At 38.5% G+C, this 15,187-nt stretch carries 14 protein-coding genes; 1 reads left to right on the top strand and 13 read right to left on the bottom strand.

Annotation, left to right across the window (positions count from 1 at the left end):
* Positions 1 to 6: 6 nt before the first annotated feature.
* The 11 genes from G585_RS0105920 to G585_RS0105870 all read right to left on the bottom strand — a co-directional run bounded on the left by G585_RS0105920 (position 7) and on the right by G585_RS0105870 (position 11,756).
* A complete protein-coding gene (locus tag G585_RS0105920) occupies positions 7 to 327 on the bottom strand; it encodes a hypothetical protein (protein ID WP_022773668.1) in 321 nt (106 codons plus the stop codon).
* On the bottom strand, positions 324 to 1,061 hold the full coding sequence (locus G585_RS0105915; RefSeq protein ID WP_022773667.1) for a glycosyltransferase family 2 protein: 738 nt from the start codon (positions 1,059 to 1,061) through the stop codon (positions 324 to 326). Before G585_RS0105915 ends, G585_RS0105920 begins: the two co-directional genes overlap by 4 nt.
* A gap of 5 nt (positions 1,062 to 1,066) precedes the next feature.
* Positions 1,067 to 1,696: an HAD family hydrolase gene (locus G585_RS0105910; protein WP_022773665.1), complete on the bottom strand. Its 630-nt coding sequence runs from the start codon at positions 1,694 to 1,696 to the stop codon at positions 1,067 to 1,069.
* A complete protein-coding gene (locus tag G585_RS0105905) occupies positions 1,689 to 2,315 on the bottom strand; it encodes a hypothetical protein (RefSeq protein ID WP_022773663.1) in 627 nt (208 codons plus the stop codon). The genes G585_RS0105910 and G585_RS0105905 overlap by 8 nt, the downstream gene beginning before the upstream one ends.
* Before the next feature lie 28 nt (positions 2,316 to 2,343).
* Positions 2,344 to 3,813: a WavE lipopolysaccharide synthesis family protein gene (locus G585_RS18835; RefSeq protein ID WP_022773662.1), complete on the bottom strand. Its 1,470-nt coding sequence runs from the start codon at positions 3,811 to 3,813 to the stop codon at positions 2,344 to 2,346.
* Between the two features lie 21 nt (positions 3,814 to 3,834).
* Entirely contained in the window at positions 3,835 to 4,551 is a 717-nt protein-coding gene (locus G585_RS0105895) for a glycosyltransferase family 2 protein (RefSeq protein ID WP_022773660.1), read from the bottom strand.
* 22 nt (positions 4,552 to 4,573) lie between these two features.
* The gene (locus tag G585_RS0105890; RefSeq protein ID WP_022773659.1) at positions 4,574 to 5,746 is read right to left on the bottom strand and encodes a glycosyltransferase family protein; all 1,173 of its coding nucleotides are present in this window, start codon (positions 5,744 to 5,746) and stop codon (positions 4,574 to 4,576) included.
* A 14-nt stretch (positions 5,747 to 5,760) separates the two neighbouring features.
* Positions 5,761 to 6,594 carry a glycosyltransferase family 2 protein gene (locus tag G585_RS18830; RefSeq protein WP_022773658.1) on the bottom strand — a complete coding sequence of 278 codons (834 nt, stop codon included), beginning with the start codon at positions 6,592 to 6,594 and terminating at the stop codon, positions 5,761 to 5,763.
* Positions 6,591 to 9,797: a glycosyltransferase gene (locus G585_RS18825; protein WP_022773656.1), complete on the bottom strand. Its 3,207-nt coding sequence runs from the start codon at positions 9,795 to 9,797 to the stop codon at positions 6,591 to 6,593. The genes G585_RS18830 and G585_RS18825 overlap by 4 nt, the downstream gene beginning before the upstream one ends.
* Positions 9,794 to 10,804 carry a glycosyltransferase family 2 protein gene (locus tag G585_RS18820; protein ID WP_022773655.1) on the bottom strand — a complete coding sequence of 337 codons (1,011 nt, stop codon included), beginning with the start codon at positions 10,802 to 10,804 and terminating at the stop codon, positions 9,794 to 9,796. Before G585_RS18820 ends, G585_RS18825 begins: the two co-directional genes overlap by 4 nt.
* A 67-nt stretch (positions 10,805 to 10,871) precedes the next feature.
* Positions 10,872 to 11,756 (bottom strand): methyltransferase domain-containing protein, encoded by an 885-nt coding sequence (locus G585_RS0105870; RefSeq protein ID WP_022773653.1) that lies wholly within the window; start codon positions 11,754 to 11,756, stop codon positions 10,872 to 10,874.
* A 122-nt stretch (positions 11,757 to 11,878) separates the two neighbouring features.
* Here G585_RS0105870 and G585_RS18815 point away from each other — a divergent pair, with 122 nt between their 5' ends.
* Positions 11,879 to 13,042, top strand: a complete 1,164-nt coding sequence (locus G585_RS18815; protein ID WP_022773650.1) for a CgeB family protein — start codon at positions 11,879 to 11,881, stop codon at positions 13,040 to 13,042.
* Between the two features lie 17 nt (positions 13,043 to 13,059).
* Here G585_RS18815 and G585_RS0105860 read toward each other — a convergent pair whose 3' ends face one another.
* Together G585_RS0105860 and G585_RS0105855 are read right to left on the bottom strand one after the other, a co-directional pair.
* Complete coding sequence (locus G585_RS0105860) at positions 13,060 to 14,013, bottom strand: glycosyltransferase family 8 protein (RefSeq protein ID WP_196802890.1); 954 nt, start codon at positions 14,011 to 14,013, stop codon at positions 13,060 to 13,062.
* A gap of 11 nt (positions 14,014 to 14,024) precedes the next feature.
* The gene (locus tag G585_RS0105855) at positions 14,025 to 15,182 is read right to left on the bottom strand and encodes a glycosyltransferase family protein (RefSeq protein WP_022773647.1); all 1,158 of its coding nucleotides are present in this window, start codon (positions 15,180 to 15,182) and stop codon (positions 14,025 to 14,027) included.
* Between the last annotated feature and the right edge of the window lie 5 nt (positions 15,183 to 15,187).

Below are 15,187 nucleotides of genomic sequence, written 5' to 3'. Positions count from 1 at the left end.
TCTTTTCTAATCTACATATTTATCATTATTAGCCCCCGGGATTTTGACCACAACATTTGTACTGTCTGTAACTGCCGTAAAGTCTGTAGATTCACCGGGTTCCATGACAATTATGTCTCCAGCCTTGTATCTTACGCCATTCATCTCAACTTCACCGTCAATGATAACGGTGTATTCTGTGGCAATTTTGTGATAGTGTTTATCCTCATGATCTCCTGCCTTGTAGCTCTTTACTGCCACTTCCACATCATTAGTCTTAAAAAGCGACGGTTCAAAATTACCTATAAACCATCCTTTTGTCATATTGGAAAGATTATCTACGATCATTTAGTGTCCTCCAAATGTTTTAGGTAGTTCTCAACTCCTACAGGATTGGCAAGTGAATAGTAGTTTTCTCTGTTTATCTTATAGATTCCAAGTTTTTTCTGCATAAGGATAAGTTCATTAAATGCAGGACAGATATAGAAAATGCCGTTAACAGACGCATCTTTCCTTATCATGTTCTTGACCGCCTCTACAAAATCATGGCCCTTTTTATAATAATAAATTCCAACTGTGGCATTCTTGCTTATTGGCCTCTTTTCTGCTGCCTCTATCATGTACCCATTCTCATCGCACTTAACAAATGACCATCTGGGATGGACACTTTCAATAGTAATTGCCCCGCCATCAAGATTTCTTTTTCTGAAATCATCAATAGCAGGCATAAGATCCTGTTCGATGATAATATCGCCGTTCATTACCACAAGTTCTTCTTCATTGTCTATATCAGCAGCTGCCAGGAGCACCGCACAAGCTGCCCCTTGAGCTATATTGGGGATACTTACGATTTTTACATCAGGATAAAGAAGCCTCGCTACCTGAGCTGTGTGGTACTTATCAATCTCAGTCTGACGCATGGTCAAAAGAAGCTGATCCGAGGCGTTTATAATATCACTAAATCCCTTTAATACATTTTCTATCATGGGAGTTCCATCAATTTCAGTCAGGTTTTTGGGATAGATATATCCCCCCTCTTTAAAAGCCTTGTCATCTCCGGAAAAAAGTATGATTGCTTTCATATGCCTTATCTCCCTTCGTAGTCCCTGATAGAGCGCATTATGTTGTCATAAGTAACATCATTAACAGTTTCAACCTGCATAACACAGGCGCCTGCTGCCTGACCTGCCTTTATTCCATTTATATTATCTTCCACAACAAGGCATTCATCAGGTTTCATGCCAAGTCCTTCGATTGCCTTAGTATATATCTCAGGATTTGGTTTTCCCTCTTTTACATCCTGATTGGAAACGATAATATCGATGTATTTGGATAAGTCGCTCATATCCATCATTGTTACAATGGAATTTCTCACAGAATTGGAGGCCACTCCTATCTTATAGCCATCCCCTTTTAGCATTGACATGGCATATTCCTTGTTAAAAACAGGCTTACATTTGGAATGGACAATTTCCATGGTATAGCGCTGTTTCATCTCATTTATAAAGCTATGAAGTTCAACTGGAAGATTCTGCTCCCTTGACAGCATCTCCAGCTTTTTTCTGGTAGGAAGGCCATCATAAGTCACAAGATGGTCGTACCTGGTTATGGTATATCCAAAGAGACCAAGTGCTCTGTTCAAAGCCTCATAATGCCACTCTTTGGCATCTATCAGAACTCCGTCCATATCAAAAATCACAGCTTTAATCTTACCCATAGAAATACTCCTTTGCTTTGTCAGGATAATCAGTGCATAATATTACGCCAGCATCTTCCAGTATCTCTTTGTCATTAAGTTCCCTCCACAAAATGGAGTGATCCCTGGAATGCAGATCAGAGGAAACTATACATACTTTCTTGCCTTTACTTCTGTGATCCAATATCAGGTCTTTTGTAATCCATTTATCATCAACAAAGCCGTCTACCCAAACTCCGTCTGCCTTTTCATACAAACTGTTTATGGTCTCATACTCACTCTGTCTGACAAAGAATTTTAATCCGCTGTTTATATAGCCAAGAGTATCAGGTATAGACATGTCAAAACAAAAGTAATTTTGGATATCATATTTCTTTACCATATCAATCAGCATCTGCTGTATCCCGTCAGCCTTCACATTAAGGGCAAGTGTACAGCCTGTCCCCTTATAAAGTGAAAAAAACTCCTCCGCTAATGGACTATTTGCATCAGCCACATTGTGAGATACCACCAGTTTTTCCATATAATCCCTAAAGTCAGTTTCAGTGCCGATTCCACTATCTGCAGCTCTCTTAAGTGCAGTCATGGTGTTTCTTTCGTTCATTTCTTTCCAGAAGCCTCTGTGAGCAATAATCTCCATATATAAAATATCCTTTCTATATAAGGCGTTATTGAGCTGTTCCATCCCAGGAACTGTATATATCAAGCCATGTATTAAAATTCAAAGCATTTTCAGATGTTAAGCTGTTAAAGTACAGATACCTGTCAGCATACTTATCCCAATAGATCATAAGTTGGTTATAATCTACGATAATTGCACTGCTCTTCAAAAAAGCCCAATAGTGTTGAAGTGTTCTGTCATCATCGCTAAGTTTTCTCCCCAATATATAATCCTCGTAATAAGTTCTTATGATATATGACTCAGGGACAAGACAGTTATTATCAATTACCTTGTATTCATCTTGAATAGCTTCATTAAAACAATTCATGGCATTTGCATTTTCATAGAGATATCTTTCCAGCTTCAATTCACAATTTCTTTTACTATCCGCCTCGCTATCTTCATAAAACAGGGAATGTTCACCTGAACAAGCATATAGTTTTTCAATTTCTTCAATTCTTCCAAAAGATAAAAAATCAGATATTACAAAAGGCGAAGTTATGCTTGAATTCCTTCCGCCAAGAAATATAAGTCTCTCATCGACACTGCTTTCTTTTGGCTTAAATACTTTCACCAGATTCTTTAGGTATTGCAAAAAGTCAGGAAGAAAAATCCTTTGATCAGTTCGCGTTTTGAGAACATACTTGATATTTGTATGGTCTTTTGCAAAACATATCCCATTTCTGGTATTAGTCAGTTGGAGCTTGATATTCATAACCCCCCTGTCAGTGGGCATCACACTTTGTAAAACCACGATACCAATACCCTCTGCTATCCACAAAAAGCGACCATCTGCCTCGCCTTCCCAAGTAGAGAGAATAATAAGGGTGTTGGGATAAATCTTCCTGTAATACATAAGTGACTCAATTGTAAAATCATCTTTTTTTTCGATGGGTCCCTGCATTACAATCGCAGTATCGCGGCAATCTATCTCAGGAAGATACTTCTTCATCGATATCTTCCACAAAGGATTCAGAGTATAATAATCACCCAGCTCTGCTCCTATTGAACGAACCTTGTGCATTAGCTGCTCAAGACTCTCTCCACACGCTTCATCCTGAAATGAATATTCCCACATCAGGTCAAATCTGAGAAGAAGAGCTATTTCTCCTTGTTTACAACATAATAACCTTAGTTTTTCCTCTGCCACCGCATTTTTAGATGGGGCATATGAACTGATATCACTCAGAAGTTCCATGGATTCAAGGAGCAACCTAATGATATTGTTCTTTAATTCATCAGTTTTCTGTCTAATAGCATCCGACGTTAGTACCGGGTCAATAGCCATCCCATTCTTTTCAGTCAGCTTATCCAAATACCCAGGTATTGTTGTTGCTATCATTTGAGCAAAAGCTCTAATCTCCTCCATTACATATGCATATGATTTTTCTGTTCCACAACTACTCACAGCCATGCGGAGGTCTTCATTTATAGCCATATGATATGCTATAAGCTCTTTTTTGATGTTTTTCTTCATAAGTTCAGATACTTCTCTTAATCAATTTCTGCCGGCAATAAATGCATTCAGATCCTCAGGTGTTCCAAGTCCATGCATTTTTTCGCCTACATTGTTGAATACAATCTTTTTATCGGCTGCTATCATCTCGTTATAAACAGGTGCCACATAGAACTCATTATTTACTCTGATATTTTTCTCTATCATCTGATTGGCAAACTTCACAAAGTCACTGCCGTGCTTGTAATTGTAGATACCTACAGTTGCCTCGTTGGAGATAACTTCCTTTTCTCTAACTTCTGTCACAAATTTATTTTCATCAAATCTGATATAGCTCCACTTGGGATGGTCAGCTGGCATTGTCATGATAAGCCCATCATTACCACCCAAATGCCGCAGATATTCATTAATATCTGTATCCACAAACTGGTCGCTGTTGGCGATCATCATCTCGTCATCGTTATCAATAAACTTACTCGCCAAAAGAACTGTACATGCCGCACCCTCAGTCACATGATCGATTGTTATGATCTCACACCCTGGTGCCATGCCCTTTAGCACCTTTTCAAGGTCGTATTTTCTTAAATGCTCTTCCTGACATATGTAGATAAACCTGTGATCACATTTGGGCCTGATATTCTCTGTAACCACCTGAATCATCGGTTTTCCGCAAACATCGATCAGGGGCTTGGGAAGCTCATATCCTGCATCTGCAAACCTGCTGCCTCTTCCCGCCATCGGTATAACAATATTAAGCATCGACACTTCCTCCTGTAAGAAACTAACTCATTATGGTCTTCACCATCGTCATTACTCTCATTAGCACTGCGTGCTTGTTCATTACCTCATCAAATCCGTTTTGCGCTATCCGTTCTCTTTCATCGTCATGGTCAAGATAGTATCTGATTTTTTCTTTTAACTCTTCCCTGCTCGAATACGTTTCAAGGTGGACTCCAGGAGTAAAATAATCACATATCTCATCCTGAGCATTTGTCAAAAGAAATCCTCTGCAAGCCAGAACATCCCAAATTCTCTGTGGCAATCCCGTTTGGATGGACCTAAGCGAAATATTTAAGTTTATTCTGCTGTTTCTAAACACAAAAGGCATTTCTTCAAGTGACCTGACGCCTCCGTGAAGCACCACATCCTTTGATATCTTCGAGGTGTCACTCCTGGTAAAAAGATGTACCTTTGCATCTTCAAAGCTTTTCCCCAGATCATTTAAGAGGTATACCCTCTCTAAATAGGCCATGTGCGGCGCCATATAGTCATTTAACACCACAAAGCGGTCCATGTTCATAACACTTCCTTCGGATGGATAAAAATCCTTTGCTGCCCTTTTTATCATCTTTTCATCATCCAAAGATAAGTTTTTCTCCAAATAGTCAAATCCGCTTGCAGAAGTTTTTATGGTTTCCTCCATCATATCTACAAAACGGTCCTTATCTTTTTTATCAAGTTTCAGATCGGCAAAAAGATCTTTCTCCAAATATAAAGATCCAATAAAAGAAACGTCATATTCTGGATCATACTCATCACCCAAAAGGGAGCTTGTTCTCTCACAGGCAGCTCCAAGCGGCAGATGAAAAATGCAGTTTGGATTCTCATCTCTCACCGACAAATACTGCTTTCTGTCAAAAAGGAAAACTCTGTTTACAGCATTTTTTATTGATGAGTGATATATCTCAAATACAGGACAGTCCACAGACACAGCAACATAGATGATTCCAAGACGCTGACAGAGAATAGATAAAAACGGGAAAAAATTAATAGAAAAAATAAAAAGCGGCCGTTTCTCTGCGATCATGTTGCCAAGCTTCGTGATCTTTACGCCGACATCAAGGCTAATATCAGTGCCATCCATATCCTCAATGACATCCACCCCAAGCCTCTTAAAAGCGTCTATGTAGTCCGGTTCACATATGCTGTTATATCGATAAAAAATTATATTCATATACGTTTATTTTATCACACCAAATATGATTCCAAAATTTGTCCAACCTCATTTAAAATGCCCTTTTCTTCGGCATTTTTTAGAAGTCTTTCCACAGCTGTTCTGAACAAGTCTCTTTCCATAAGAATTTTTTTATTCTTAGCTATCAGCCTGCATCTTGCGTCATAATAATTGCCTGCACTAGATGACACGCCTTCCCCTACAAGATCAACTTCCATTAAAACTTTTGGCACAAAAATTATCCTGTGCTCATAGGCAAATCTCAGTGCAAAGTCCCAGTCTTCAAGAGCTCTCATATCTTCGTCAAAACCGTCAATGCTCAGAAATGCATCTCTTTTGACAACTACAGTGGGCGCTCCTACAAGGTTTCTTTTGGCTAGTTCTTCAAAATAATCATCCATGGCTGGTGCATCCACCAGGACCCTCCTGTCTCCTGCAAGCTCAGCTTCATAGAAATGGCTATATAGATCAGCTCCGGGATTCTCAACCATAAATAAAGACATTTCTTTTAGCTTCTGTGGAAACCACAGGTCATCGCTATCCTGAAAGGCAATAAACTTACTCTTAGCCATCTCTGCCCCAACATTCCTTGCCTTTCCGGGGCCTGAATTTCTGTCAAGCCGATAATAGATAAGCTTTGTTCCTGACTTCTGCAACTGACCAGCTTCTTTCTCTCTGAAAGTCTCAATAACCTTTTCGGTATTGTCAGTTGAACAGTCATCTATGACGATGATCTCCTTTAGCTTAAAGTATTCGCCTGCACCATCCTGCTTAAGTACGCTTTCTATAGCCGCTTCTATTCTGTTTTCTCTGTTATAAGTTGGTATAACTACGCTAAACTCTGTCATTGGCTATTCTCTGAATACTCTCTGTACAAAAGAGCCGGTTTCTCCGAAAGGCGTTTTACAATAGTGTCTTTTTCTTCATCACTCATTGACTCTAGTTTTTCTTTTGAAATAATAAGAACATCTATTTTGGGATCGACATATTGATCTGCAAAGTCCTGTAAGTTATTATAAACAGTCTCCGTAGCAGATGCTATCGCGCGGATATTTTCATCCTCCTCTATTCCTGCTACGTTGCTATTTGGAAAAAGGCTCCGAATAGCCTTAAGATCAGCTCCCAGGCCGCACCCATAATGAAGCACCTTAAAACTGTCAGCCGGGCCATATGGAATATGTGCTATCACGTCCCCTTTGGCATCTGCGTACGGGATGATGTTGTACCCGTATTTTTTCATGAACAGCAGATAGTTTTTATAAACGTAACTATCTATATCAACATTTTTAAAGCTCTCAGTTCCTATGTGATATATAAAGCTGTTTCTCACAACCTTGAGCCTGTATCCTCGCCTTAATATCTCCATTGAAAGTGCATCATCTTCAAAATACCCCGGCACAAAGTCCTCATCAAATCCGCCTACTTCATCCCATACATTCCTTCGTATGAGCATAGCAAAGCCGGAGAGCCTCACTCTTTCAAGATATGGATCATCCATTGGCACATTGTTTTTTTCTCCAAAAGCCAAATAGTCATCCACATTTTCAAACTCAACATCTATCTGCTGCTTATTGCCTGCTCTGTTGGCAACACAACCTACTGCTCCGGTATCACTTGATGAATAAAGAGCTTTCTTAAGGTTTTCAATAGCCCCTTTCGCCAGCCTTGTGTCATTGTTAAGAATAAAGACATCACAATCTTCATATTCTGTACCGATAGTTGCGCTGGCTCCCTGATTGCAGGCAGGACCATATCCTGCATTGTGATGATTCCCAATAAAAAGAATATCTTCCTGCTCAGAAAGCCACTTATCTATCCCATCATTCGAGGCATTATCCACTACTACAATCTTATAACCGCCCTTTGGCGCATTATCCCGGATGCTTTTAATATTGTCACGCATAACCTGCGACGAATTATATGACACGACCACAATAACCACAGGCCTATCAAGCCTTGCTTTTTTGTACTCTTCGTTTTCGATATAGTTCTTTACAAAAATCTGTCTGGTTTCTTCATAGTCATCCCACCGTATCTTTCCAAAATCATGCATACACCAGGCATTCTTTTGATCTGGGATTATTACTTCATATCCCTTTTTAATAAACTCCATGGACTGAGAGGCGTCATAAAAATGCCATCCATCAAAAATATCTTCCCTCCATGGAATGTCTTTCTGTGTTATCATGATGAATCCATCTGTCAGAGAAGCGGCGTAGTCTTTTCCGCAGGAAACATGCTCATGGTAAGTACTGATATTTCCTTCATCGTCTTCTTCAACATGGACAACTGCTCCATACCTTTGAGCCTTCCACATTACTCCCAGGTCAGGAACGCACCCTGCTCCCATCATTCCAATAAGACCTGCCTTTGGATGGCGCCTGAATACATCAATAAAGTCAAAGATAAAATAGGGATTTAGTATTCTTACATCCTGATGAAGATATACCTTATATCTGGCATCAGAACTTCTCATAGCTTCGTTGTAAGCTTTAAAAATAGACTCTGCCTCTGTGATCTTTATAAACTCCAGCTCAATTCCTTCCGGAACCCATAGTCTGTCTATCCATGCTTTCATCTCATCGTATTCATTTTCATTATTGCAGCATGTTATAAAGCAGACTTTTTCCTGAGATGACAAATAATCTCTCTTATAGTTGTCCCAATCCTCACACATATCAGTGACAACATCCTGATTGCGGAAAAACTTATCTATCGGCTCGTCACCGCCAAAAATACGCCCATTTACATACTCCGGGTCCATGGCATACTGACCTGCAAACGTTCCTAACTCATCACTTGAAATACGCATGCTTTGGGCAAGTTTCATAACCTCATCAGGATCTTCTTCAGGCCACCACTCAAGCCTTTGAATTTTCTTTTTTAGCTTATCCGAAAACGCTTTTTCCACCATAACCCCTATCTGTTTTTCATTGTTGAATCTTTCAGAAACTGCCTTATATCCGTTCAAAGCAATCCTCTGCCTTGCATCTTCATGAGATAGGTAAAACCTAACTTTATCTTCCATTTCATCAAGATCTTTATATACAACTATTTCCTGATTGATCTTAAACTCTTCTTCTATCGCCGGCTGATAGTTAGATAGTACAAAGCCTCCAACTCCCATTATGTCGAAAACTCTAAGAGGTATCCCTTCTGTAATGCTGTGAAGAGTTATGTTCATATTGATCTTGCTAAGGGCATATACTTTGGGTAGTTCCTCCATATAGTTTATTGGGGGATAAGGAGTGACGCCCTTTATATCTACATTTTTTTCACCTGTATAAAATCTGATATTGTAAGGCGATAATCTCTGAAGCATCTCTGTGCGCTCTCTTTTAGCCAGCTCATAAGAAAAAAGTCTTGCTCCAAAATAGTCGTCCAGATCCATTCGAAAGTCATTTGCAAGCTCGTCTCTGCCTATATCAAGCAGGTTATCAATAGCTTCCCGGCTCAGTCTGTTATGAATCCTGTCAATCCCATCCCACTTACCATAAGTATCTTCAAAAACTTTCCCATATTCTCTCTTGGTAGCATCTGTTGCTACTGCTTCGCACAGATCATAAATACCATTCGAAAACAGATTTCCAACAAAAGATATATCGCAGGAATATTTTTCTTCATCTTCTTTAGTGATGACAATTCCCGAGTTTCTAAGGATATTTGTTCCTAGCGGCTGATAGTAAGCATGTTTTCCGCCATGCTTTTTTATTACCTCAACCTGTTTTTTATCAAAAGAAAAAATGTAGTTACAGTCATTTGCTACTGCCTCTTCGTACAGAGCTTTTTGCGGGCAATCGTAGATCCATGAAATATAAGGAATGCCAGCCAATTTACATCCATCAGAAAGTGCCGCACTAAAGTCATAGGTAAGAACAGCTTCGATATTGTTCTTTTTTATTTGATCCGCATATTTTTCTGCATCTGGCTTATCTACACTATAAATAGATATGGGCAGGTCAATTATCTGGGCATCATGACCTTGCTGCAAAAGAGCCCATACCAGATCTTCTTTTTTAAGTTCATTAAAATAGGCAACAGCTATCCTCATTTAATAAACCTCTTGTCGCACTCCTCCATGATCAATATGTCCAGTTCACTGATTCTTCTTATCACTTCAGGATTGTCTCTGTAGCTTCCTATTCCAATTTCATTTTTCATCTTACATAGATCAGATAGCATTTTTTTCTCATTGTATCCAACATTGTTGAAATACTTTTTTATGTTCTGTTTCGCTGCGCCGAATCTGATTATCTGATCATACAGACAGCGATTTATGCCATATGAATACAGATTAGCGATAGCATATTCAATTATTTCCCTGCACTCCGCATAAGTATCAATTTCATGGCAAACGTCGTAAATTGCTCCTATAGCACCATAGATGGAGTCATAATACGTTTTTAGATCCATGGTCTTGGTGGCAGACTGCGCAACATCGCAATATCTGTACATAACTTCTTTGACATTGCTTACCTTTTTTGCCTTAAGATACATATAGATAAGTATTTCTGTATCTTCAAGACACCTTACGTGCTCTCTCATTCTTATTGGCGGGTTATTCCATAACTCGTTTTTAAATATTTTGGTAACAAGATATCCTCCCGTTACTATCAGCCTTTTTCTCTTATCAGCATCAAGTTCTCCGGTCAGATCATCGCTTGTATAAACGATTGCCTTATCCATGGCTTCACTGTAAAAGCCCGTATCCACTATGTCCGCATCAGTTTCTTTGGCCTTTTTATATAAAAGATCGTACATTCCCGGTGCTATATAGTCATCGCTATCAACAAGGCCTATATACTCACCGGAGGCCATATCAAATCCCTGATTTCTGGCGCCACCGCTTCCTCTGTTAACTCCGCCATCAATAACGATCAGCTTCTCCGGATACCTGCTTTCATAGTCAAGCATTATGTCCCAGGTGTCATCTGAAGAAGCGTCATTGATCACAATGATCTCTATATCCTCAAGAGTCTGATTCACAAGACTGTCAAGACATCTTGGAAGCGTATTATGTGAATTAAAAGCCGGGACAATTACACTTACTTTTTTCATGAAACCTCACTTATTTTGTTCTGACAACCATTCCAGAAAGCCAACATAATTAGACACCAACAATCCTTTAAAAAGCGGTGTCTTTTTTCATCCAAATATCAACGTGGTCTCCATATCGGTTAGCATCTTCCTTTTTGCATATCTCATTAACTTTAGGAATAGTCTCATCAGAAAAATACTTCTTTCTTACTTCTTCAGTCTGGTCCCTATAGGTAATACCATGCTGATAGAGAAAGCTTCTCACCATACATCCGTTAGTTGTTTTATATTCTATTCTCAGTATTTCAAATCCATTATTATCAGCCAACAGTTTCAAAGTTTTGACTGATGGTATAAAAATATGCCTTGGTGCATCTAACTGATACCAGTATGTTCCAAACATATCAAATAAAAAATTCGGGAAAATAGGTATTTTGATCCACAATTGGCCCCCATCCTTAAGTAGTCTGTTAGCATTATGCATAACTTCTTGTGGATTTGTGACATGCTCAAGCGAATCTCCCATTCTTATCAGATCAAAGGTGCCATCGCCTTCCATCTCTGTAATATCGCATTTTCTTATATGCACGCGATTCGAATAGACAATATCTCTTTCGATAAAAGGATCGCATCCATACAGGTTTCCACATCCCTGTTTTGCCATTTCATAAAGCCAGCTTCCGCTTCCACACCCAACATCAAGTATCTTTTGGTTATCATCAATATTTATTTCAGATAATGATTCCTCATCAGCCTCAAACTGGTAGCTATAATATTCTCCACTATAGTAGTATCCAAGATTCTCTGGCACTTCAGATATTTGTATACAGCCACAGTTGTCACAGACAAAATATTCAAACTCATCCTCTGTTCCCATCATCATCTCTTTTGCCAGATATGACTGAAAGCTGCCTGTCATGCCGCACACTCTGCATTTATGCTCTTTTAAGCCAAGATTTCTACCCTTCTCCATCATGTCTCCTAAACAGCGCATAATCTCCCACTTATATTATAAGGCATTTTTGATTTTATTACGATTTATTTGATTGGAAATATCGATAATATATGTGATAATTATAGTCAGAGGGATTTGCGATGAATGTGCTAATTTACGACCTGTTTGGCTCTTTTCAGATAAAAGACATGGAGTATTGCTTAAAAAAGCTGGGACATAAATGTATCACACGCTTTTATCCTGTAAAAGACAGGTATCACGACGAAGATTTTTCTTTTGTGATAAATAAAGATTTAGCAGAGAATGAAATAGATCTGGTATTTACCACTAATTACTATCCTGTGGTATCTTTGCCGTGCAAAGAAAAGAATATCCCTTATTTCTCATGGGTATATGACAGTCCAGCAGATCTGCCATCCATAGAAACAATGGATTTCCCAACTAACCATATCTTTTTCTTTTCAAGATATGAGTATCAGCATTACAAAAATGATTTGGGGTTAGATACCGTTTATTATCTCCCTCTCGCAGCAAATGTCGAAAGGTTATCCACAATTGGCCCAAACCCCAAAAAGTTTTCCTCAGACGTTTCTCTTGTCGGTGGATTATACTTTTCAGATACATTCTATAGTCTTAAGGCCATAATGTCACCTGAGCAGCAAAAGTACATGGATGCAATCGTTGCTGTCCAGATGAAAAAAAGTGGCAGCTTTGTCATAGACTCAGCCCTGACTGATGACTTTATAGGGGATGTAAATTCATATTTTAAGTCGCAGTCAGAAACTGCTATACAGCCCTCAAAAGATCAGTTGTTTTTTTCTGTTTGTGCTCACCTTACGCACCTGGATCGCCTGGTGCTTCTTAATATGTGCGGAGAAAGAGGCTTTGACACAAGATTGTACATAGCGGAAATAAATGATCAGGATAGGCAAGTCCTAAGTTCTCATAATATCTCAATAAACGGACCTGTCTCTTATCACGAAGAAATGCCACAGGTTTTTAAGAGCTGTAAGATAAACCTTAATCCTACAACCAGGGCCAACCGCACAGGAATTCCTTTACGGGTAGTCGATGTTTTAGGATGTGGAGGGTTTCTTATTACAAATCATCAGCCTGAGATGGATGATTTTTTTGATCCTGATGAGATTGTCACATACGAATCTGTTGAGGATGCCATAGAAAAAATAGACTATTGCTTAAGACACGATAATGAAAGAATGAAGATTGCCCAAAAAGGCTTTGAACGCATATCAAAGGATTTTAACTTCATGACACGCGTTCAGGAAATGCTCTCTTACCTGTAAAAGATATAATAAAAATTTCATGTTATCATACCTTTTATTTTCCCCATCACAAGGTCTAATGTCTTTTTCTGGTCTTCATTCTTTGAAACCAAATCTCTGATCATAGTCTCAATAGAAGGATCAGTCATGGCAGAATCCACAAATTCTTCTAAAAGTACTCTATAATAAGGCGTCTCTTTTGCATAATCCCACCAGATTTTTTCTATATCAAAGTGATAGCTTCCATTTGCCCAAGGTTTATCTCCGGCAAAATGAATTATTGCAACATTATTTTTTACTTCTTCATAAGTCACATCCGCCGAATGTGCAACTCGTGCAAACAGATCATACTTACTGTAATCAAGGTACTCTACTTCTTTCCAATGAACCCAATTAAGAATATCCTGATCCGGTGCCTCCATCTCATAATTCCATGATTCTATCGCATCCAAATAAACCTGAAAACTATACTGTTTTCTCATCTGTTTGATATTAAGAAGCATTACACCTGCATTAAAATATCTATAGCCATTTTCATAAGCCTCTTTAAGCATTTGATTATTTTTAGGGCCATAACTATCAGGAGTATTATGTCCGCACTTATCATCACAAGCCAATATATTCTTCCCTTCAAAATCTAAAGAATATATTTCCTGTAAGGGTTTATTTATTACCATATCCCCATCCAGATAAAGGATTCTCTCTACACATTCAGGTAAAATATCCAGCATGGCAAGCCTATAGTAGGTTTCAATGCTCCACTGTTCATCATGAGGAAGTCTTTCACTGAACAATTCCCTCTCAACTTTTAATCCATGAAGCATGACTGCATAGTTTTTGAGGGCATTCTGCATGCAGGCAATATCTTCATCAGATAATTCACTGTTTAGCAAATATACATCTATTTTTTCAGGATTGTTCATTGCAAGAGAAGTCAGCATTACAGTTGTATAAGGAATATACCTTTTATTCAAAGCCGTGATAATATTCACCTTAGACTCCTTCATTCATTTATCATTTCTATTATTTTCAAAAATCTCTCAGCAAATTTAGTCCAGGAAAAATCAGCTTTCGCTTTTTCATGAGCAAGATCTGCAATTTGAGAATTCTGAATGTTTCTTCTGACCATATCAGGAATTGCCGCAATATCATTTAGGGAAAAGAGAAGAATTTCTTTTTCATTCTCAAAACTCTCGCTTAAAGCAGGTGTGTAATCTGAAATAACTATACTTCTTGCCATCATGGCATCAAGCACCCTCTCAGTGATACTATCTTTGTGCCAGGTCATGATATTAAGACTCATTTTGGAATTGGCATATATCGTGCTTACTTTATCAGCAGGTATCTCCTGGTGAATCCTCAAATATTTATTGCCAGCAAAAGGGGCATCTTTCCAACTGTCTCCAAACACATCCACAGTTATTCCACTATCAAGTATTGTTTGAAGAATTCCCTGACGATATAACTTTGCTGCACCTAGTTCAGCAAGTCTGTGAAGTTTTGACAGTTCCTGTACAAACTGATCATCTGTCAAGTTTACCCCTAATTTTTCAAGTACAGCACTAAAAGCATCTTCTGTTGTATAATCAGGGTTTGTAACCATAAATTCCAAATAGTTATCAACCAGTATTTTTGTAGTCTCATCCTTTAAATTAAAACTCTTAACACATCTCTCCCAATTAGAAAAAGAGCCCGCAAAAGACAGATCATATTTTCTTTCGTTAAAGGGTATGAGTTCATCAATCTTTTTTCCCCCCGGCGGAAGAAAAAAAGCTCTCACATTTTTATAGTACCTGTTTATGAATTTCACGTAGTTTCTATCCTGCGTCAAGATGTAATAGTCTTTAGGAACCTTCTGGACATATCTGTAATAAAAGGCGGGATAATCTGTCCAATAATTGAACTTTGGGCCATAAAATGAATCAAAGACAAAACTACCATCATCAAGGACGCTGTAAAAAATGTTTTCCATAAATGCGATGATAGCTTTATATCGCTTCCCAATAAGTTCTTCTACAGAAGTTTCAGCAGGGTCAACATATATGACCTCTTCGCCAATAGAAATGAGGGCATCTTTAAGCTGTTCACTAAAGGAAGTAAGTATTCCATAACAAAGAGAATTATCACCTTTAAAAACCAGGATTGGTAATGTATCAGCCATATTCA

The organism is Butyrivibrio sp. AE2015, from assembly GCF_000420825.1.
Lineage (GTDB): Bacteria > Bacillota > Clostridia > Lachnospirales > Lachnospiraceae > Butyrivibrio.
This window is presented reverse-complemented; position numbering and strand designations above follow the sequence as displayed.